The following is a 21,284-nucleotide window of genomic DNA, read 5'->3' on the forward strand; positions in this document are numbered from 1 at the left end:
CTGCACAGCATAACTTAAGGAGATAACTGCTTCAATGCCTTCTTTCCCTCTGTCTTCTACTTTGCAAGAACGAGCTCTCCGTGTCGCTGTGCTCACCACTTCCTTTCCGCTTACAACAACGGCGGTAAGCGGCACATTCGTAAAACGTTTAATCCAAAATTTGCCCCCCTCAGTGGAGGCAACTGCCATTGCCCCCAGCGGTATTGAATCGGAGCAACTACCAACGAATGCCAATTACCAAATCCGCTGTTTCCGCTATGCCCCCCGTTCTTGGCAACAACTTGCTCATCAACCAGGCGGGATTCCGGCGACCCTAAAACAGCGGCGGATTTTCTACCTTCTCCTCCCAGTGTTTTTAGGATCAATGTTTTTGGCTTGCTTGCGTACTGCTAGGAACGTTGATCTTATTCATGCCAATTGGTCTATTAATGGTGTCATCGCAGGCATTGCCGCTTGGTTTACAGGAAAACCGATCATTACCACACTTCGAGGACAAGATGTTAATCGTTCTCGATCATCGCGGGTTTATCGAATAATACTAGGACTTTGCCTACGGCTAAGTAACCATGTGGTAGCAGTCAGCGACTCCATTCGGTTTTTGGCAGTACAGCAATTTCCAACCCAAAATAATAAATTTACCGTCATCCATAATGGTGTCGATCAATGCTTTCTAGATATCGGCGCTCGACGCCAACAAACGGATTCGCAAACATTGAGGCTGATCACCGTTGCAAGTTTGATCCCATTAAAAGGGGTTGAGCAGATTATCCAGGCAGTGAATCTATTGAAAAATGAGATTGATCTAAACCTTACTATTGTCGGCAATGGCCCAGAAAAAGAAAAACTGCAAAACCTAACAAAATTGTTTGAATTACATAAAAAAATTAGCTTTACCGGTAATATAGCTCCCAGTGAAATTCCAGCATATCTCGAAAAAGCAGACATATTTATTTTAGCAAGCCACAGCGAAGGACGTCCCAATGTTCTATTAGAAGCCATGGCAGCGGGCTTGCCTATTATTGCAACCAATATTCCAGGCACCCAGGAAATAGTGCAGAACGGTAAAACAGGAATTTTATTTCCGCCAAAATCTATCGAGAGACTTGCAGATGCGCTGCGGCGGCTATCTCAAAACGCTTCCTTGAGACAACAACTCGCCAAGAATGCTAGACGGTTTATCCTTGACCAAGGGCTTTTTTGGACTCATACGAGTTCCCGCTATGCTGAGCTTTACCGGCAGATCCTTTCTTAGAGACCTTGCAATTCTATGTGCGGCATAGTTTTTACCTACTCTCCTCAGCTAGAGTTATCCGAACGAACTAAAAGAGTACATCGGGGGCTTACTCGAATTGCCCATCGAGGCCCCGATGACCAAGGTATTATTGCCGATAAACAGTGGGCTATGGGACACCGCCGACTTTCTATTATCGGCCCCACATCCGGTCATCAGCCCATCAACGATCCCAGCGGACGTTACTTTCTCACTTATAACGGTGAAGTCTATAATTACCAGGAGTTGCGTACTGGTCCATTGAAACACTGGCCGTTTCGCACTCAAAGCGATACTGAAGTTGTGCTTGCAGGTCTTATCACCTATGGCCCAAATTTTTTCCATCAAATGGAAGGAATGTGGGCCGTGGCCTTCTGGGATCAGCAGGAACGAGAATTAGTATTGGCCCGGGATAGAATGGGCAAAAAGCCTCTATATTATCAACTATACGAAGAAGCTATCTGCTGTGCCTCCGAGTTGCCTGCATTGTTCTCTCTTTCCGCTCAACCATTGACTGAAGACTTAAATAGTACTGCTGATTACTTCCGCTACGGCTACTATCTTCCTGGCACTACGGCTTACAAAGGCATTTGCGAAGTACTGCCAGGGCATCTTCTCACCTGGTCTCCTGAGAGCAAACCCCATTCCAGGCCCTATTGGTCTCTCTCCACTACTCCATTTACCGGCACTCATCAACAAGCCCAAGCACTGTTACAGGATAAATTTATCCAGGCCATACAACGCCGCCTGGTAGCAGACGTGGAAATCGGCGCTTTTCTTTCTGGTGGTATTGATTCCTCACTTATTGTGAGTTTGCTAAGCAAAAAACTAGACTTTACCCCTAAAACTTTCACCTTAGGGTTTTCAGAAACCGCTTACGATGAACGCTCCTATGCCCGCCTCATTGCAAAAAAACACCAAACTCAACACTATGAGCGCTGCCTGGAACAGTGGGATGTCACCCAACTGCAACAGCTAATACAAGATCACATCGGCCAACCGTTTGCCGACTCTTCCCTGCTGCCCACGGCTTTGGTTTCCGAGCTTGCCTCCCAGCATGTCAAGGTGGTCTTGTCAGGGGATGGGGGCGATGAACTCTTTAGTGGCTACCAGCGCTATCAGGCCCGCGCCATCTTGCGCTGGTACACGCGCCTGCCCAAGGGGCTTAGAAAAGGGCTTGGCCGCATGATACGGGCCTTGCCGGAACCCATGGCTCATCATAGCCGCAGCCTGTTGAAAAAGGCCCATCTGTTTGAAGATATCGTGCAGCGCATGGGTACTGAAACCCCTTACCTTGCCCCACTGTTCTATTCCCAGGCAGATTTTCAACGGTTGGCTCCCGAATTAGCAGGGTATGGTCACACTCCACCTCATCTGCCTGAAGAAAGCCGCCTGGATGATATCCAAGCCATGATGGCCGCAGACGCCCTTATCTACCTGCCGCAGGATATCCTTACTAAAGTTGACCGGGCCTCCATGGCCTATGGTCTCGAATGCCGGGCTCCCTTTCTGGATAAAGAAATTGTGGAACTCGCCTTCTCTCTGCCCCGCCGTTGGCATCGGCAGGGCTTAAAGGGCAAATGCTTTTTGCGGGAAACCTTTGGAGAGTATTTTTCTGCCGAGATCTGGCATCGCCGAAAACAAGGTTTTGCTGCTCCCATCCATAATTGGTTTCGAGGGACCATGGGCACGGAGCTAGAAATACTTCTGCAAGAGGGAGATAGCCCATTGCATCCTTCCCCATTCCTAGCTTTACTCACAGCCCACCGTAAAAAGCAACGGGATCATGGTTATCGCTTGTGGCAAATCTATGTTTATTTGCTCTGGCGCTCTCGGCATACCCAACAACTTAATAGCAAGCCATACACCCCTAATGATTTAAGCTGTAGTAATGGGCACCTGGGAAAAGTAAGTGTCGGCGCATAAGTCCATAAAACCGAAGCTGGCGATTTTTCTGCCTGATCTTAATGGGGGCGGAGCAGAACGGGTAATGCTCACCCTGGCCAAGGTGTTCATGGAAAAGAATATCCAAGTGGATCTCCTGCTGGCACGCGCCCAGGGATCTTTACTTAACTTAGTGCCTCAGGGTATTCACTTGCATAGTTTAACCACGGGTTTATCACGCTCTGGCAGAACAGGGTTAGCGCTTAGCGCTTTATGGGGACTCATCCGCTATCTACGGCGGGAGCAACCAACCACTTTGATGAGCACCCTCACCGGGGCAAATCTAATCGCTATTTTTGCAAAGATTTTTGCACGGTCTCCTGCTCGCCTAGTGTTGCGAGAAGCCAATACCGCCCTTAACCATCGCAGCTTTCTAACGCAATTAGCGGTACAAGTTCTTTATCCCCTAGCAGATGCAGTGATTGCAGTTTCGCAGGGGGTGGAGAAGGATTTAATCAACATAATTGGTCTTACGCCGGATAAAATAACGTTTGTTCCTAATCCGGTAGATATGGCTACCCTCACCCGCCTGGCAGAGGAAAAAATTAATCATCCTTGGTTTGATAAAGATCAACCACCAGTCATTATCAGTTTAGGACGATTAACGGAACAAAAAGATTTTGCCACACTAATTTGTGCCTTCGCCTGCTTACGGCGGAATCGACCTGCACGCCTTATGATTCTAGGAGAAGGGAAAGGGCGCAGTAACCTTGAAGCCTTAGTTCACCGCTTTGATCTCGTTGATGATGTCGCATTGCCTGGTTTCAAAGTTAACCCATATCCCTACCTAAAAAAAGCATCACTGTTTGTCCTATCCTCTCGCTGGGAAGGAATGCCCAGCGTAATCCTTGAAGCCTTAGGGTTTGGACTCCCTATTGTGGCAACTGATTGCCACAGCGGGCCGCGAGAAATATTAGAAGAAGGCCGCTTTGGGTGCTTAGTGCCAGTGGGCGACATACAAGCACTATCTACAGCCATATTACAAACCTTAGACCATCCTCCTGAAGCAAGCACATTACAAGCCCAGGCGAAGGTTTTTTCCCCTGATTCCATAGCCCTACGTTATCTTACCGCTATGAGGCTGTCAAAGATTGAGCAATGATTTAATGTTTAAATTAAAGAAAATCATGCGGTGGGTGCTTTACCTAATCATTATAACGCTACTTGCATTCTTGTTTTATACTCATCGAGTGGAGGTAATAAACACCTTTATCTACCATCGATGGGTATTATTATATGTTACAGGAATCACCATTCTCGGTTTTTCAGCGCAGGCTTTAAATTTTCTGCAACTTATAGAGACGCTTAACAAACCTCCTTTCCAGGATACTTTACGCGCTTGGGCTTTAGCCAATATCGCTAATTATCTGGGGCCGTTTCAGCCGGGAATCGCCGTGCGAATGGCTTTTTTTAAACGGCATGGGATAGAAATCCCCACTACCATACGTGCCACATTGCATCAATTACAACTTAGCTTTTGGGTTGCAACCGGCATAGCCGCAATTGCCGGGTCTATTAGTCATTACGAACCGATTCGTCCCCTTGCATTTGTCAGTGGAATTTTATTTATATCATGGCCTCTAGGGCTGCGTGCTTCCCATTTAGCAATTCTTTGGTCATCCGCACACATTAAGTTTATTGATAGGCATAAAGATATGCTGGCCTTTTTCTTCATATTGCCTCCAGCACGCACATTGCTTCTCGTTGCTATCCAGTACATTCTAGGCGCACTTAGCTTATATGTGGTCTACTGGTCTTTTGATACGCAAATCAACATTCAAGATGCATTCTTGCTTACTGTGGTAGTATTTTCATCAACATTCATTGCAATAACACCCAATAACCTGGGAGTCCAAGATGCCATCTACGGATATAGCGCTTATCTCTATGGGTTAACCGTAAGTGAAGCACTGAGCCTCGCCTTGCTTTTGCGCTTAGCCCATATCTTGGCCTGTGGATTGATCGTTTTGCTAATACGTCCTTGCCGTTGATATTTTATCTATTTAATCGCTCACAATCAGTAAGCAACATCTCTGGTATATGTAAAAAATAATATTATTTCTATCTGTTCTTATTAACTACTTCTTAATTATTATTCCCTGACCCGTAGTAAGCGATATCACATATTCAGGTTTATTTGACATAAATTCTTGTACCGCAGAATAGGCTCCATGGCATACAGTTGAACCATAATCGTCAAGGACAAGCACGCCTCCAGGATTCAAGCGGGGATAGAAAAAGGCAAGACTATCTAAAGTAGGCTGATAAAGATCAACATCAATGTGTACAAGTCGAAATTTTTTGTTCCTAACTTCTTCGAATCTTGACGGTATCCAGCCTTTATAAATGATTATATTTGAAAACTCCTGTAATACTTCTCTCACTCTATCTTCCGCTGCGTACAGATTACCTTGAGACCATTCAAAGTGGTCATTCTTAAGGGGGCGATCAATCTCCTGAGGCTGGGAAAGACCGGCAAAAGAATCAAATAAATATAAAGGGGTTTCAGGAGAAGACGCTGCCATAAACCATGCCGAAGCGCCTTGGTAGCAACCGCACTCGGCCATCGCTCCCGGAATAAATTGGGTAAATTTACAAAATTCTCGAAGAGTGTATTTTCGATCTTCAGAATAGAAATTCTGAGGTGAAAGACGCTTAAAATTAGCTAGAAAAACTTTATCCTCACGCCATAGCTTGTAATCATCGCTTATAGGAAAATCACCAAAAGCAGATGCTGATATTCTTGCAAACTCCTGGCGCACACGCCTACGCTGTGCTGGAGTTCCTTTTATAATCCACTTCATCGCTTTGCCTATGCGGCTAACAGTATACATTCTTATTAATCAATTCCCATTTAGAGTAAAGCTTGCTATAAGCTAGTTTAATTAGCCTTTTAATCATCGTTGTTTAGAAAAAAAATATTGCTTGAACTTCCTAATGCATAGCTTAATCTTGCCCGTATTTTAGGAGATAAATTGCAATGAAAAATAGCATTTCCAGTATAGAATAGCCTTGTACGATAGGTATGCTTTATTATCCACCCACCTCGCTTAAATAAGCGTCTCCAACCATAGTAACTAAAAAGATATAGCTCTGATAACGAATTGCCGTGTTCTCCATGACGATGAGGCCAAAGTATTATACGAATCAGATTTGCTAGATTTAAACGTCTAGTTATTAGGGGTGCAGAGTTTTTCATAGTAGAAAACTTAAAAACAGAATATTTTAATGCACGAAAACTAAGCTTAGCAATGTAGACATGGTGCGTCAGGAAAGTCCAAAATCTCCATGTAGATGTGGGAACGATATGAATTGCTGAACCACCGGACTTTAATACACGTTTAATTTCATCCTGGAATTTATCTAAATGAGGTATATGCTCTAGAACGTTAGAGCTAAATACAATATCAAATGTATTATCAGCAAAAGGAATCTTATAGCCATCATAAATTTTCACAGGAAATACAGCCTGTGATAAATAGCGGCTTTCTTCCACATCAATCGCATTGACGTGATAGCCATGCTCAGAGAGAAGCTTGGCCTGCCAACCAGCGCCAGCACCAATCTCTAAAATCCGAGCGCCCTCAGGAAGGTAATTCATTGCTACCTTGAGTTCATGGGTTCTGATACTTGCTAGATAACAGTTGTTCTCCGCTGTCATATGTAAATCTCAATTTGCTATAACTTCGACACCATTACCGTCCTTTGAATTTGTTAAATTCATTGCCTAGCTGTATTTGCATATAGCAAATTAGCAATTTGCTCCGAGATAAGGCCCATCAAAAAAACTAGAAGGGAAGTAATCAATAGCAAGGCGCTCATATTGGTGAACTGCCCAGCAATCATATAAGTATATAAATAGTTACTAACACCGAGAATAAAAAAAATAAAACTAATAGGGGTAAATACTTTCAGGGGCGAATAAAGCGTCGCCACTTTCAATATAATTAAAAAAAACCGCAGTCCATCCTTAGCCAGCTTGATATGACTTTTCCCCTCTCGTTTATGGGCGCGAATAGGGATATAACTCACTAGGTAGCCAGCTCGAAAAAAAGCCATGGTGCTGGTGGTCGGATAGGAAAAGCCATTGGGTAACAGATAAAGAAATTCACGAAAGCGCTTGGCCCGCACCGCCCGGAAACCCGAAGTCAAATCCTCAATCCGGTGCCCCGTAACCCAACTGGCAAGACGGTTATAAAAGCCATTACCCAGCCGCCTGCTTAAAGAAGCCTGGGAGGCGGAATCTCGCGCCCCAACCACCATGTCAAAGCCTTCCGCGAGACGTTTCAGCAAACGGGCAATATCCGCCGGATCATGTTGCCCATCGGCATCCATGAACACAATCACTTCTCCCGTAGCGGCGCGGGCGCCATGTTTGACAGCCGCGCCGTTGCCCATGCTATAGGCATGGGTAATCACCTTGGCCCCCGCAACCTGGGCCACCTCTACGGTATGATCACTCGAGCCATCATTAACGACGAGAATCTCCGCATCGGGATAACCTTGACGCAATACCGGCAAAAGTCTTTCAAGACTATTGGCTTCATTCTTAGCTGGAAGAATAATACTCAAAGAACCTATTTCTTTCATAATCTTTCCAAAGATAATTTTATAACTTATGGGATTGTTACCTGGTGATTCATCTTTGTTTGTATATGCACTGCATCTGAGTAAATTCTATATCTTATTATTTTTCTTATAAATCTGATCTTCCATGCTTTCTATTTGTAACGTGAAAGCGCCTTTAGTATCCAATTTCTTTACTTTATTTAATTCGGCTATTGCTAATGAATAATTATCAAATTTTACAGCAAGGTCGGCTAGGCTAAGGTGATGAATGGGTTCTCTCGGATTCTCATTTATGGCGGCAATAGCAAAATTTACTGCATCCTGTAATTGACCAAGAGAATTTAAATAGTATCTACTTAAAGTGGAAAATAGTGCGGCACGTGTTCCATGACTAGCGCTACCATTACCTAAAGCCGCTTCAAACAAAGAAACGATTTCATCTTCATCCAAAGAGACTACTCGTTTTTCAGTCCAATCCACTAATCCTCTGAAAGGCTCTATCACAGTTCCATTTAATGGCATACTTGCTAATCGTAGCTCTAGCTTTTTAAGCAAGTTATGATCAACCGGCCTTCCGTTCGTTTGATCAAGCAAGATAACGGCAAAAAGTCCATTTATATAAGCATTACTTAAGCTTGTGGAGAGCAGGAAATATTGCCTTGCTTTCTCATAATACATTTTCTCAAGTTCAGGGCTTTTTAAAATCACATTTGCATAAACCAGCCCTGCCTCATAAGTTGCGCGAGGCGACTCCGGGTGATGCTCTGCCATGATGATTCTTAGCCGATCAACATCGCGCCATTCATCTACACGCAATGCGGTTACAGCTACAAAAAGTGAAATGATAGAAACTGCTGTGACAGCGCGCAGCTTTATTGATTTCTGCGGCCATGGCCCTAGTATTAAATAGGATATAGCTAAAATTGGGCCATACATTGGAAGATAATTACGGTGTTCATGAACTAGTTCAAGGCCAATTACGGAAGATTCTAAACTGTGCCCTGCTAAAAACCAAGCGACTGAAAACAATAACAGAGGGATACGATTTCTCAGATAAAAGGCGGATGCCCCTATTAAAAGAAGACCTATAACAGCCAACACTGTTGTATAAGGTGTGAACATTCCATGTGAAATGATAATATCGTCATGAAATAAGCTTAATTGAATGGGGTTAGGAAGAAAGATCCAAGATATATAGAGCCATAACACTCGCGCTTCTGTCAGGAGACGCTGATATAGCGTGAAATCGCGTGTCTGATAGCCTGACAATAACCATTCAGGATAGACTGCAACATAAACAAAAAATGCTAGCGCTGGTAAACCCACGATTATCGCAAAAAAAATATTAAGCTTAATCCGATCCTCCCTTCTCTTTAGGGAAAAACGATATATTGTAGCCTCAATAACCAGCATAAAAAGAGGTAACAATGCGCCATTTTCTTTGCTCAACACCGCCAAAAAACCAAAACCTAGTCCTCCGAGCATTAGGCCGAAGCCATTATCCGCACGATCCAAACGTTCCCTTCCCGCCATATAGCAAATTAACCCAGCCAGAACAAACAATGAAGCCAGGCTATTCATTCTCTGAACCACAAATAAAACACTAGTAATGCCTAGCGGATGAAGAAGCCATACGCTAACTGCTATTATTGCGATCCAGTAAACTCGCTGATCGGATAAAGATGAATTATGCCGGCTACGACGATACGCAAATAGAATCTGTAAGGTCAAACAGAAAAGAAGAATGCCGTTGAGGATATGAATGATCAAGTTAGTAAGCTTAAAATAGAAAGGATCTAAACCATTACAATAATAATTTACCCAAAAACTTAATTGGCTTAATGGCCGACCTATGCTGCTTGCAATACCAGAAAATGCAGCCTGGCGCACCCCCTCCAAGGTCAGGGTATCTACTTGCAGACGGCTATTTTGGACAATATTGCTGATATCATCAAAAATGAATCCGCCAGAAAGCCCAGGAAAATAAATTATTCCGACTAGGAGTAGGATAAGAAAAAAAGGCAGGAAGGTACGGAGGCTAGAGCGATTTTTATTCATGATTTTTAAAAAAGAAAAATATCCCTTTCCATTATCCAAAAGCACAAATTAAAAAAGGGCGTTCCTTAGGAACGCCCTGATTTTATATAGCCACTTAAACTAGACCTCAGCGACAATTCGCGGGTAGGTATTTTTTGGCAAGAGTGCTATTCGTACAAATCCAAGTAACCGTGCCATCTGTCTTGCCTGTACCATCCAGTACAATGTTACCCGTAACACTATTTCCTAAATTCTTCGTGGCCACAGTAATCGTTGCTCCCACAGAACCGGTGTTAGTGTAAGCTATACTACTAATGTATGGTGAACTCACACTAGAAATGCCGGCAGCGCTCATAGTTGTTGGCATCGCACCCACAGCTTGAAAGTATTCACTTACAGATACCTTGGCTGAATCGCCAAAACTCAAGGGCTCAGAGACCTTAGCCCGTATTGTGTAGTCTTGATAGGCCGGAATCGCCACAGCGGCTAAAATACCGATGATCGCCACCACGATCATGAGTTCGATCAAGGTAAAACCCTGTTGTACTGTTCTCATGTATACGTTACTCCAAAATGAATATAATAAAATCCAAACTTTATACGGTTGGCAGTTCCATGTTTTCCCTGCCTGCACCCTTCATAAGGCAATCCATGTGCCATGCTTCTGTTTCGGCCAAAAACGCCAAGGCTTTATGGGAAGGAGTTCACAAAGTTAGGAGAAAACAATGTAGGGAAAGGCGCGGAGTCGCTATTCGGAAGTGGGCAATCAACGGGAAGGGACGCTTGGATATGCCCAAGACGGACCAAAAGTGACGCGCTGGGTCACCTTTTCGCGCTATTCTAAAAAGGGGGCTCCTCAACCCGTCCCCCATTCAATGCGCGTCCCTTTATCATTACGGAGTAAATGCTTACTTTTGCAGGGCAACCCTTTTTTTATTGGCAAAGCATGGCCAAAAAAGATATATTAATATTTGGTAAATATGAATATATGAGGTGGCAATCATGGCCAATACCAGCCTAAGCCTTGGGGAGCACTGGGAAACTTTTATCAAGAATAAAATGGCCAGCGGGCGCTACGGTTCCGCCAGCGAAGTCGTGCGCGATGCGCTGCGCTTGTTGGAAGCACGGGAAAGCAAGCTGGAGGCATTGCGGGCGCATTTAGGGCAGGGGGCGGCACAGGCACAGCGCGGTGAGTTTGTTGAAAACTATTCCATCGAGGCGGTGATCGCCGAGTTAGATCGGGAACGCTAATGCCTGATTATAGAATTACACCACGGGCAAGCACGGATTTAAAAAATATTGGGCGCTATACGCTCAAAACCTGGGGCCGGCAGCAACGCAATATTTATCTAAAAAACCTTGATAAACGTTTTGCCTGGCTGGCGGAAAATCCGCGCCTAGGAAAGCACCGGCCTGATATCCAAGAAGGTTATTATTGCTTTCCCCAGGGGGCGCATCTGATTTTTTATCTCCTGCGCGAGGGTGGCATTGATATCATCGGTCTCCCTCACCAGGATATGGATATTCTGAATCATTTTAACGGCTGACACTCCTCGCCCGAGTGGGCGAGGGCTCTTGGGTCACCCCAGGAACCTTCCTGCTTCGATATGCTTTCCCTAGGCAGCACGTAGGGCAGGAAAGCGTAGCGCATCCCGCTCTGCCTTAATAACCTGCCGTGGGTTTTTTTATTGAGTCGTCTCGTGCCAAGATCTCTCTCTACATACCATCCTGATCGCGGGTATCTACAAGATCATCGATATCCACCCCAAGTACCTTGGCGATCTGCTTGAGCGCTTTGACGGTCCCCTCCGCATTTTCAATGCTTGTGCTCGATTTTTTCCTTCTTTCCTTCCATCATAAGCTAGCTAATATCCGCTCTAGGCCCAGCCCACCGTATCTTCAGTCCGCTTGCTTCTCGTCGATAGCTACAGCATATCAATTTGCAGAAAAGTGCTTATCAGGGAAAACCCATGCTGAAAACCATCCGCGACGCTTGCCAGCTTCATCCCCTGGCGCTCGACTACACCATGACCGACGCCATTGAGAATTTGGCCGATCTTATCGGCGACGAAGGCGATGGAGCCGCCTTCTTTGAAAAAAACCACATCACCCGGGGCATGGAGGAACTCTTCCGAGAGGGGCTGCTACGGCTGGGGGGGAAATCCGATCAAGCGGTCTTCGAGTTGGCCCAGGCCATGGGCGGGGGTAAAAGCCATCTGATGATTGCCCTCGGGCTGCTGGCCAAGCATCCGGCGCGGGCAAAAGCCGTCTTTACCACCAGCAGGAGACTGTTCAGATGGAGCGCGAAGCCCTCAAGCGGCTGGTGGCGGAGCGGGAAGTCCGGCTGATGATAGCCACCGACGCGGCCTGTGAAGGACTCAATCTCCAGATGCTCGGGACCCTTATCAATGTGGACTTACCCTGGAATCCCACCCGGCTGGAACAGCGCCTCGGGCGCATCAAGCGGCTGGGCCAGATCAGGGAAAACGTGGACATGCTGAATCTGGTCTATCAGGGCACCGTGGATGAAACCATTTACGAGCGGCTCTCCGAGCGCATGCGCGACCGCTACGATCTGCTTGGGGCGTTGCCCGATACCATCAGAGACGAATGGATCGAGGACATCGCCCGGCTGGGGGAGGAGATGGATCGCTATATCGAGGCGCGCCGCCAGACGACCGGTTTCGACCTTCGTTACAATGCCACCCTAGAACCGGGCGAGGATAGCTGGCGCAACTGCGCCAAGGTTTTTGCCCGCCGGGATTTGGCCAATCTCATGGGGCAAGGATGGTAAATAAAAGGGCATGTGCCGGCAATCTGCCGCACGAGACAGAGGGATGACCTATAATCCGGAAATCCATCATCGCCGATCCATACGGTTACAGGGATACGATTATAATCAGGCAGGGGCGTATTTCGTGACGGTCTGTACCCAAAACCGCGCGTGCCTGTTCGGCAACATCGTGGCCGGCGAAATGAAATTGAATGATGCTGGTTTGACGATCCTGCGATGGTACGCCGAATTACCCAACAAATTCCCGGATATTGAAGGTGATGAATTCATTTGCATGCCCAACCACGTTCATTTCATTGTGGTAAACGCCGTAGGGGCGGACCTATGTGTCCGCCCTGACCTGTGTGTCCGCCCGGATGCCGTACCCGCAATCAACAAGGGCGAACACACAGGTTCGCCCCTACATGGCGTGGTGCAATGGTTCAAAACCATGACGACCAACGAATATATTCGTGGCGTCAAACGAAATGGATGGCCATCATTTCCCGGCAAATTGTGGCAGCGTAATTATTGGGAACACATCATCCGTAATGAAACAGAATTGGACCGTATCCGCGAATACATCCGCAACAATCCTGTCCAATGGGAATCCGACAAATTATTCGTAAACCCGGCCTAGCGGGAATCTGGCAAATTATTTGTAGGGGCGGACCTGTGTGTCCGCCCTTCCAGAATATCCTTAGCCGCTTTGATATCCACTGGTTTATGGCCTCCATGGCGACAGGCGCAACGGGTATTTTTTCCTACCTTATCGGGCAATATCTCCAGTTTATTTTCCTCGACTATCTTGCCGTGGAATTCATTTTGCTGGCTTTTTTTATATTCATGCTTTGTTCCGTCTTTTTTCTGCTTCGTCTCCTATTTTTTTACCGGGAAGTCATTCATGATATTCACGATTCCATGCTCTCGGTCTTTTTTCCCGCTATCAGTATTTCCGCTTCTATCCTAAGTACCGCCATATCCAACGTGATGTTTCCGCTTGGACTCTTTAGTTTCGATCCTCACTTAGGATACTTGTTAGCTCTAATTTTTTATGGTTTTGGAATGGCAAGCGGCATGGGCTTTTTGCTGATCATTTCTTATGGTTTCTCCGTTTCACAAACAATCGAAATAACCCAGGCAAATGGTGCCTGGCTGTTACCGCCCGTGGGTCTTTTCGTCAATATTTTTGCCGGCAATTTTTTGATTGCCCATTTTCCAGGCTTTATCGGCCACTCCCTGCTAATATTCCATGTCTTCGCGCTAGGTATAGCCTTTTTTTCTTATTTTCTGATGCTCTCTTTACTTTTTCACCAGCTCTACTGTTGTCCTCCTCCCCTGCGGGAAATGGCCCCCGCTCTGGCGGTACCATTAGCGCCACCAGGCGTTTCCGTGATTGCCTTATTAAGCCTGGAAAAAGCCTTGGACCATTTTCCGCAACTAGCTAGCTTGCAAAATAATCTTTCTCCTTTTATTCATGTATATGTCCCTTTTGTTATCGGTTATGGTTGTTTTTGGGCAATACTAGCGACCCTTATCATGGCCCGTTATGTAAAAGAGAAAAATATTCCTTTTACCCTCGGGTTTTGGGCCTTCGTTTTTCCTGTTGCTGCTTTTGGAATTGCGATATTTTTAACTGCCCAAAACCCCTTATTTTCCTTCCTTAATGGGGTTGCCATTTTTTTATGGGGTACTTCGCTTCTTCTCTGGAGTTTTACCACCTATAAAAACTTGTTGCACCTTCTGCCTAGAAATTAATATATGGGTCTGCCGTTCGCGGCTAAACAAACTAAAACTCATAGCGCAGAGCAGCATAGAAGTTGCGGCCAGGGCCAGGTAAGCGCCGTCCTTGAGGGACATCGCTATTGAGCACGCGGTTAAAGCCTGTTAGGTGGTTAGTATACGTTTTATCGAGTAAATTATTGATTCCCGCAGTGAAGGTAATGCCTTGATTAAGCAACCGGTATTGGCCATAGAGATTAACCAAGACATAGCCTGGAGTCGCTTTATTGGTATTGTTGGGGTTTCCTGGGTCCAAGGTATTGGTATCCGAAATATCTTCCTGCCGATACACCAACACGCTTTCAACGGTGGTAAACCAATGGACCCGTTCATGGGTAAGGGAGAGGCGCAAATTGGGTGGGGCAATACGGTATAAATTATCATCAATATCCCACCGTTTACCCCGGACATAACTCGCCACGCCATCCAACCGCCATTGGGGATGGAAACGGTAGCCGAAATCCGCATCGAGGCCGTAAATCTCGGCATCCACATTGCTAAATTGGAGCGGGGTGGCATCCCCAGCAGCATTGGTGCTGACCGCAATCACCACGGAATCGGTGGCCGGAGTTCCTTGAATATAATCATCGACCCGGCGGTAGTAGGCTTGCGGCGAAAAGTAGGCAGCCTGAGTCTGCCAATCAAAGCCAAATGCCAGTTCGTGGGATGTCTCCGGATTAAGATTCACATTACCCACATAGGCATTCCCATCCCCCAGACCCGCATTGACTTCCAGGGGAATCCAGAGATAACGTTGAATGTAAGTTGGCGAGCGCATCTTCCGCGCCGCGCCGAAAGTCCAGCGAAGAGCGGAATTCATTTGGTAGCTGAGCTCGGCGACCCAGTCCACATTGTTGTTGTTTTGCCCACGATCGGCGCCATTGAATCGATTCCTGAGCATTTGTATCATCTGCGCCGGCATCCCCCCCATGCCCCTGTCGGCAAGCTGAGCGGGAAAGGCGTTGACCCCATCCGCATCCATCTCTACCCGATCATAACGGGCTCCAAGCTGGAGTTCCCAGTTAGAATAAATCTCCTTGGTCCATTCACTAAAGAAGCCATACTTATTTATTTGCGCATTGTTAAAATTAGTCACGAAAAAGGGCGCAAAATCAGGATCCAAGACAGTCGCGTTGTGCTGCGCGGCATGGCCATCGGCGCCTATGGCTAGATCGCCACCCCAGAGGGCGAAGGTGGCCTTAAGGCCGTAGTTGAAATCTTCACTGCCAGCATTCACCAAACGTTTATCATCGCCCTGGCAAAAGGGGGCCGGTAGAGCGCAAAAATTAGCGGCTTGCCGCAACCTAAAATTATTCATTTGATGATCCACATCAGAATAGCCGAACCGGGTTTCTAGCTGGATATCGTTCCAAAACCCCGTATATTTACCTCCTGCCCGATTGGTCCTGATGAAGCTAATATCCATAGGCAGGCTTGGGGTGCCACTATTCTCGGTATCCAGACGTTGATAGTCAGCGCTAAATTCATGATCGCCTGTTTTAAAACCGTACCCAGCGCCATAAGTATTCCGTTCGTACTCGGTGGCCTTGATAGTGCCGTCGCCAAATTCAGTATCGCCACCATCATCCCGGCTACCAAGAAAATGTAACCGATGACGATCATTGGACAAAGACAAAATACCCCCCAAATTATAACCACCATCGACGGAATGGCCTGCTATATCAACATCGCTGTGAAATTCAAATTGCTCGCTGCCGGTAAAATGGCTGGACTTGGTTTTGGCTTCAACATAGCCGCCGATTCCAGAACCCGTACTGACCGACCCAACCCCCCGGGTAACCTCTATTGACTCTACCAGGCTGCGAGGCGCGTAGCTCAGTGGCGGGTCCATCCAATTAGGTCCTCCTGATTCAATAGGCGTACCATTTATCCGCACGTTCATTCGCGGCCCAAACATCCCCCGGTATTGCACCATACCTGCTATCGGTCCATTCGCATTGACATTAGCGCCAGGGACCCGCCTCAGCAAATCGGCCGTATCAGGCGTGGCGAAAGGCTTATTTTCTGCTTCTACCCCCGCACGCTCAACCGGTTGTCCCACCACCTCAAGCTCCGGCAAGGTCACCTCTTCATCCTGGGCAAGCAACGGGGAGGCAGCGCAGGCGGTAGCTACGAGGACGAAAATGGGCGTTCTTTTAAGCATTATTTTTCCCCTGATAGATTTATTAAGCTGAGCAGTCAAACTTAATAAATAGCAAAATTTATGCTAAATATTTTTTATCAAAACAAGCAGGAACTTACCTACGAAGCCCCCAGAATCAGGGATAAAAGTACGGCATTTCCCGTATTTTTCCTCAGAAATACGGGAAATGCCGTACTTCAGCCTTCTCTACGGATGCACGGCACCCACCGCTTGAGGCTTTTTCTAACCCACCCGCAAAATAATGGTGTTTTTCATGGGCACAGCGCCAATGGCCGTCCGTCTTGCAGGGACGGCTGCCCCCGCCTGCGGGTGAGCAGGGCAGCGCGAAACCAACCGTGCTTTTCTCAAAATTTTTGCTAAAATACTTATCTTTTCCGCTCTGCCAACCGCAGCCCTTTAGGGACTATGGCTCGATCCGCCCACTCAAACAGCCCTTGCACCAGCATGGCCAGTCCGGCGGCAGGAATGGCTCCTTCCAAAATAAGACTCACGTCATCCAAGCGAATTCCAGTCAATATAGGTTGCCCATATCCCCCGGCGCCGATTAAAGCACCCAGGGTAGCCGTGCCCACATTGATCACCGCTGAGGTTTTAATACCCGCCAAAATAGCGCGGGAGGCCATGGGCAGTTCCACTAAACGCAGCCTGGCCCCCGTTGAAAGACCCAGCGCTACTGCCGATTCTCGAAGCTGAGGGGAAATATCATGCAACCCGGTATGGGTATTGCGCAGGATGGGTAAAAGACTGTACAGGAATAAGGCCACAACCGCCGGCGGACCGCCAATGCCAAGGAGAGGAATCATGAAAACCAGCAAGGCCAGCGCGGGAATAGTTTGAATAATCCCCGCTATACTCAAGATAATCGACCCTAGCCGGGGCCGGTAGGCTGCGATAACTCCGAGCGGGATGGCGACAACAATGGCGCTTGTCAGGGAAATGCCGACCAAAACCAAGTGCTCCTTGGTATGGCGGTAAAAACGCTGCCAGGCGGTTACCGGAGAGGCTTGCGGGCGATGGCCAAAAGTTTGTTCCAGAAAATTTCCGGCTACCTGGAAATCGGGGACGCGCTCCAGCTTAACCTGGGCATTCATGGCGGCCATGCTTGCCGAATCAAGGCGCCCCTCCAAAGAATGTAAGGCAGTCACTGCCTCTGGCGCCTGTTTCAGCAAGTCACGCCGGTAAAGCAATAGGGCTTTATAGTCGGGAAAGTAATGACGATCATCTTCTAGTACGCGCAATCCATAATAATCAATTTCAGCATCGGTCGAGTAGAGATCAATCACCTGCAAGGAACCCTGCGCTAGTCCCCGGTAAGCGAGATCATGATCCAATCCGCTGACCTGGCGTTGGGGCAACCCATAGCGAGTACGCAGACCCGGCCATCCGTCAGCCCGGGCCATAAACTCATTACTAAATCCCAGCACTAGCTCTGGATGTCTAACCAGATCTGAAATCTTACGAATATTGAGCCGCTCGGCAACCGCTTCTTTCATTCCCAAAGCATACGTATTATTGAATCCCAAGGGACGGCTCATCTCAATTCCCTGGGCCACTAAAAGGCGGCGCAGTTCGGCTTCTTCGGTCACCTGCCGGGAAAAAATTTCGTAATAGAGCGTGCCAGTATATTCAGGATAAATATCGATTTCACCGGTCAGCAAGGCGTTCCAAAGAACCCGCGATCCCCCCAGTTCCCGGCGATGGATCGCGTTCACGCCCGCACTCCGTATCTGCTGAACTACCAGCTCACCCAAAAGAATGGATTCCGTAAACTTCTTGGAGCCAACGATCACCGCGGAATCGGCCAAGCATCCCGAGAATAGCAGCCACAAAGCCAAAGCAAGGCTTGCTTTATTCACTGTGCGGCCTTCCATAAGCCTCCAAGGGCGAACGTTGGGCACGAATAAAGCGTTCTACGAAAGGCGCACCAGGGTTTTCCACTAAATCTCGAATGCTCCCTTGCTGCACGATTCTTCCTTCCTGCAGCAATACGATGTGATCACCAAAATGAGCTGCCTCTCCCATATCGTGGGTCACCATCACCACGGTTTTACCTAACGACCTAAAAACTTCTTTCAGTTCGGCTTGCAGTTCATAGCGGTTCAAAGGATCTAGGGCGCCTAAGGGCTCATCCAGCAATAGCAAGCTTGGATCAAGCATCAATGCACGCATCAAAGCGACTCGCTGACGTTGCCCGCCAGAAAGCTGGATGGGGTATCGGTCCAAAGCCTCGCTGGGAAAACGGGTGAGCGTCACCAGCGCCTCAAGCCGCCGGTGTATCCGCGCTTTATCCCATCCTAGATGCTCGGCCATCAAAACAATATTGCTCCGTGCCGTGAAATGGGGAAACAATCCCCCTTCTTGAATCACGTACCCCATCTCCCGGCGCTGTGCTAAGATGTTGGCGGTGGTTAGGGAGACGCCCTCGAAACGGATGATGCCTGTATCTGGCTGAATGAGCCCTATCATTAATCGCAGCAGTGTAGATTTACCGCAACCGCTAGGGCCGATTAAAACGGTGGTCCAACCTTGGGTAATGGACAGATCCGTAGTATGTAAAGCGATGGTGCTACCGTAGCGTTTAGAAACCGCTTCCAGTTCTAGCATGCCCTTGTACTCTGGAATGGGGGGAGCCGAATATTAAAATTCTGAGCCTATACAGAATAATGTCAAGGAGCAGGATCAATAACCCTCAACAAGTTCCCGCCAGAGAATAATAGTTTCCATATCCTCTAGAAACGGCCCCTTGCGAGTCTTCTTTTGATAATTCCGAATCCATCTACCAGCGGCTATTACTTCATAAACGATGAATACCCGACGGATAATTTGGCCTACGCTTTGCTGGTCGGTTATATAAATAAATGCTTGGCCTTTGATATGGCCTAAAGCTCCCTACTTTTCTATTTATTTTGTTATTTGTGACGCTTTTAGATCCTCTTTTTACCACCTCTTTCACCTTCGCGCTTTTGCTGGGTCTGCTGAGTGGTCTGCATTGTGTTGCCATGTGCGGGGCGATCATCGGCACCCTAACCTTGAGCCTGCCACGGGAAATCCGCAGCGACAAAAAGCGATTGCTCACTTTTGTCTTTGCCTATAATTTAGGCCGAGTCGCAAGTTACATTACCATGGGATTCATCATGGGGCTGCTGGTCGGGTTGCTGGGTTCCCTCAGCCATCCTCTCGTCTTCGGGGTCTCGGGACATGATATATTGCAGGCGGTTTCATCCTTTATCATGTTGGGCACGGGATTGTATCTTGCTAATTGGTTCCCCCGCTTTGCTGTGGTAGAGCGGATAGGGGTTCCTCTATGGCGCCGGCTAGAACCCTTGGGACGGCGGCTAATACCCGTTCGCTCTCGGAAGCAAGCCTTTGTCTTTGGTACCATTTGGGGTTGGCTGCCCTGTGGCTTGGTTTATAATGCCGTTGCGGTAGCCGCCACTACCGGTAGCGGAACCCAAAGTGCCTTAACCATGCTTGCCTTTGGCATCGGCACTCTGCCAACAGTGATGAGCACGGGCATTTTTACCGCTTGGATGGCTCACCTCGCCAGCCTCAATCGCTTGCGCCTCGTAGCCGGTTTAGTCATTATCGCCATGGCCCTGGTTAACTTGCTGGCCGTTGGCTTCTATAAGGGCTAATACGGCTACGGAAAATAGGGTAATATACCGTTTAAATCATCAATAATTAAACGGATAAACAGGTGACGGGATGGATGGGTTTGATTCACTGATTGGTAAAGCGCCGGCTTTCGAAGCCCTTTTGCGCAGCGCACGCATGGTGGCGGCCACAGAGGTGACCGCACTCATTATAGGAGAAACGGGAACAGGTAAAGAGCTGTTGGCACAGGCCATTCATGCCGAGAGCCAGCGGGCAAACAAAGCATTTGCAGCCATTAACTGCGCGGCACTGCCGGAAGGGCTAGCCGAATCAGAACTTTTTGGCCATCGCCGTGGCGCTTTCTCTGGCGCCATCCATGACCATTTGGGACGTTTTCGGGCTGCCGAAGGAGGTACCGTATTCCTGGATGAAGTCAACGAGCTCTCTCCTGCCATTCAAGCTAAGCTGCTCCGCTTCCTGGAATCGGGCGAATGCCAGGCCATTGGCGATACGCGGGTCCAACACTGCGATGTACGGGTTATCGCTGCCACTAATTGCAATCTAAACCAACGAATCCAGGAAGGACGGTTTCGCCAAGATCTTTACTACCGCCTCCATGTGGTGCCCTTGGAGATACCACCCTTGCGGGCACGGGAAGGAGATATCCACAGGCTTTTAAAGCACTTTTGCGCCGTCTTTGCTCAGCACCACCACGGCCTTACGCCAGCGGGCTTTAATGCGGCTGCCTTACGGGTTCTCAACCTCTATTCCTGGCCCGGCAATGTGCGGGAATTGCGTAATTTTTGCGAGCGCATGATGGTGCTATTGCCGGGCCAAATTGTTACCCCTCAAAATCTGCCCTTTAACATTCGCGGCGACTTGAATCTGCTGCCAGAAAAGGGGGAAAAACCACTGATCACCTTGCCAGAAAGCGGTTTAGAACTTGATCGGGTAGAGATGGAACTCATTCACCAAGCCATCGCCAAAACCAAGGGTAATCGCGCTAAAGCCGCGCGGCTGTTGGGTATTAGCCGCGATACGCTCTGTTATCGGCTGCAGAAATACACCCTTCAAACCAATTAAAACAAAACAACGCCAAGGGCATGGTCAACACGGTGCCATACGGACGGACCTGCCCTTTTAGCGCACCT

20 protein-coding genes are annotated in these 21,284 nt (G+C 47.7%); 12 read left to right on the forward strand and 8 right to left on the reverse strand.

Going from position 1 to position 21,284, the window contains the following annotated elements:
• Positions 1-34: 34 nt before the first annotated feature.
• The 4 genes from NWAT_RS12340 to NWAT_RS12355 are packed head-to-tail and all read left to right on the forward strand — an operon-like array spanning position 35 to position 5,205.
• Positions 35-1,252: a glycosyltransferase family 4 protein gene (locus tag NWAT_RS12340; RefSeq protein WP_013221389.1), complete on the forward strand. Its 1,218-nt coding sequence runs from the start codon at positions 35-37 to the stop codon at positions 1,250-1,252.
• Positions 1,253-1,267: 15 nt separating this feature from the next.
• Positions 1,268-3,196 (forward strand): asparagine synthase (glutamine-hydrolyzing), encoded by a 1,929-nt coding sequence (asnB, locus tag NWAT_RS12345; protein ID WP_013221390.1) that lies wholly within the window; start codon positions 1,268-1,270, stop codon positions 3,194-3,196.
• Complete coding sequence (locus tag NWAT_RS12350) at positions 3,183-4,316, forward strand: glycosyltransferase (protein ID WP_013221391.1); 1,134 nt, start codon at positions 3,183-3,185, stop codon at positions 4,314-4,316. Before asnB ends, NWAT_RS12350 begins: the two co-directional genes overlap by 14 nt.
• A 4-nt stretch (positions 4,317-4,320) precedes the next feature.
• Positions 4,321-5,205 carry a lysylphosphatidylglycerol synthase domain-containing protein gene (locus tag NWAT_RS12355; protein WP_013221392.1) on the forward strand — a complete coding sequence of 295 codons (885 nt, stop codon included), beginning with the start codon at positions 4,321-4,323 and terminating at the stop codon, positions 5,203-5,205.
• Between the two features lie 87 nt (positions 5,206-5,292).
• On the opposite strand, the gene NWAT_RS12360 is transcribed toward NWAT_RS12355, so the two are convergent.
• The 5 genes from NWAT_RS12360 to NWAT_RS12380 all read right to left on the reverse strand — a co-directional run bounded on the left by NWAT_RS12360 (position 5,293) and on the right by NWAT_RS12380 (position 10,376).
• Positions 5,293-6,018 carry a TylF/MycF/NovP-related O-methyltransferase gene (locus NWAT_RS12360; RefSeq protein WP_013221393.1) on the reverse strand — a complete coding sequence of 242 codons (726 nt, stop codon included), beginning with the start codon at positions 6,016-6,018 and terminating at the stop codon, positions 5,293-5,295.
• Positions 6,019-6,107: 89 nt separating this feature from the next.
• Positions 6,108-6,875 (reverse strand): class I SAM-dependent methyltransferase, encoded by a 768-nt coding sequence (locus NWAT_RS15740; protein WP_013221394.1) that lies wholly within the window; start codon positions 6,873-6,875, stop codon positions 6,108-6,110.
• 59 nt (positions 6,876-6,934) lie between these two features.
• Entirely contained in the window at positions 6,935-7,804 is an 870-nt protein-coding gene (locus NWAT_RS12370) for a glycosyltransferase family 2 protein (RefSeq protein ID WP_013221395.1), read from the reverse strand.
• 87 nt (positions 7,805-7,891) lie between these two features.
• Positions 7,892-9,841, reverse strand: a complete 1,950-nt coding sequence (locus NWAT_RS12375) for a tetratricopeptide repeat protein (RefSeq protein ID WP_013221396.1) — start codon at positions 9,839-9,841, stop codon at positions 7,892-7,894.
• Positions 9,842-9,947: 106 nt separating this feature from the next.
• A complete protein-coding gene (locus tag NWAT_RS12380; RefSeq protein ID WP_013221397.1) occupies positions 9,948-10,376 on the reverse strand; it encodes a pilin in 429 nt (142 codons plus the stop codon).
• Between the two features lie 446 nt (positions 10,377-10,822).
• On the opposite strand from NWAT_RS12380, the gene NWAT_RS12385 reads away from it, so the two are divergent.
• The 6 genes from NWAT_RS12385 to NWAT_RS12410 all read left to right on the forward strand — a co-directional run bounded on the left by NWAT_RS12385 (position 10,823) and on the right by NWAT_RS12410 (position 14,351).
• Positions 10,823-11,071 carry a type II toxin-antitoxin system ParD family antitoxin gene (locus tag NWAT_RS12385; RefSeq protein WP_013221398.1) on the forward strand — a complete coding sequence of 83 codons (249 nt, stop codon included), beginning with the start codon at positions 10,823-10,825 and terminating at the stop codon, positions 11,069-11,071.
• Positions 11,071-11,367: a type II toxin-antitoxin system RelE/ParE family toxin gene (locus NWAT_RS12390; protein ID WP_013221399.1), complete on the forward strand. Its 297-nt coding sequence runs from the start codon at positions 11,071-11,073 to the stop codon at positions 11,365-11,367. Before NWAT_RS12385 ends, NWAT_RS12390 begins: the two co-directional genes overlap by 1 nt.
• 423 nt (positions 11,368-11,790) lie before the next feature.
• Positions 11,791-12,168 (forward strand): hypothetical protein, encoded by a 378-nt coding sequence (locus NWAT_RS17590; protein WP_232420127.1) that lies wholly within the window; start codon positions 11,791-11,793, stop codon positions 12,166-12,168.
• A complete protein-coding gene (locus tag NWAT_RS12400; RefSeq protein ID WP_041350739.1) occupies positions 12,117-12,614 on the forward strand; it encodes a helicase-related protein in 498 nt (165 codons plus the stop codon). Before NWAT_RS17590 ends, NWAT_RS12400 begins: the two co-directional genes overlap by 52 nt.
• Before the next feature lie 43 nt (positions 12,615-12,657).
• Positions 12,658-13,233, forward strand: a complete 576-nt coding sequence (locus NWAT_RS12405) for a transposase (protein ID WP_013221400.1) — start codon at positions 12,658-12,660, stop codon at positions 13,231-13,233.
• Positions 13,197-14,351 carry a TDT family transporter gene (locus NWAT_RS12410; protein WP_013221401.1) on the forward strand — a complete coding sequence of 385 codons (1,155 nt, stop codon included), beginning with the start codon at positions 13,197-13,199 and terminating at the stop codon, positions 14,349-14,351. The genes NWAT_RS12405 and NWAT_RS12410 overlap by 37 nt, the downstream gene beginning before the upstream one ends.
• Positions 14,352-14,382: 31 nt before the next feature.
• On the opposite strand, the gene NWAT_RS12415 is transcribed toward NWAT_RS12410, so the two are convergent.
• The 3 genes from NWAT_RS12415 to NWAT_RS12425 all read right to left on the reverse strand — a co-directional run bounded on the left by NWAT_RS12415 (position 14,383) and on the right by NWAT_RS12425 (position 19,143).
• Positions 14,383-16,539 carry a TonB-dependent receptor plug domain-containing protein gene (locus tag NWAT_RS12415; RefSeq protein WP_013221402.1) on the reverse strand — a complete coding sequence of 719 codons (2,157 nt, stop codon included), beginning with the start codon at positions 16,537-16,539 and terminating at the stop codon, positions 14,383-14,385.
• A gap of 365 nt (positions 16,540-16,904) precedes the next feature.
• Positions 16,905-18,395: an ABC transporter permease/substrate-binding protein gene (locus NWAT_RS12420; RefSeq protein ID WP_232420128.1), complete on the reverse strand. Its 1,491-nt coding sequence runs from the start codon at positions 18,393-18,395 to the stop codon at positions 16,905-16,907.
• Positions 18,388-19,143, reverse strand: a complete 756-nt coding sequence (locus NWAT_RS12425; RefSeq protein ID WP_013221403.1) for an ATP-binding cassette domain-containing protein — start codon at positions 19,141-19,143, stop codon at positions 18,388-18,390. The genes NWAT_RS12420 and NWAT_RS12425 overlap by 8 nt, the downstream gene beginning before the upstream one ends.
• 311 nt (positions 19,144-19,454) lie before the next feature.
• Between NWAT_RS12425 and NWAT_RS12430 the strand changes: the two genes are divergently transcribed.
• Both NWAT_RS12430 and NWAT_RS12435 read left to right on the forward strand, forming a co-directional pair.
• Complete coding sequence (locus tag NWAT_RS12430) at positions 19,455-20,174, forward strand: sulfite exporter TauE/SafE family protein (protein WP_013221404.1); 720 nt, start codon at positions 19,455-19,457, stop codon at positions 20,172-20,174.
• 70 nt (positions 20,175-20,244) lie between these two features.
• Positions 20,245-21,216, forward strand: coding sequence for a sigma-54 interaction domain-containing protein (locus NWAT_RS12435; protein WP_013221405.1), 972 nt, complete (start codon positions 20,245-20,247; stop codon positions 21,214-21,216).
• Positions 21,217-21,284: the final 68 nt, after the last annotated feature.

The organism is Nitrosococcus watsonii C-113 (genome assembly GCF_000143085.1).
GTDB classification, from domain to species: Bacteria; Pseudomonadota; Gammaproteobacteria; order Nitrosococcales; family Nitrosococcaceae; genus Nitrosococcus; species Nitrosococcus watsonii.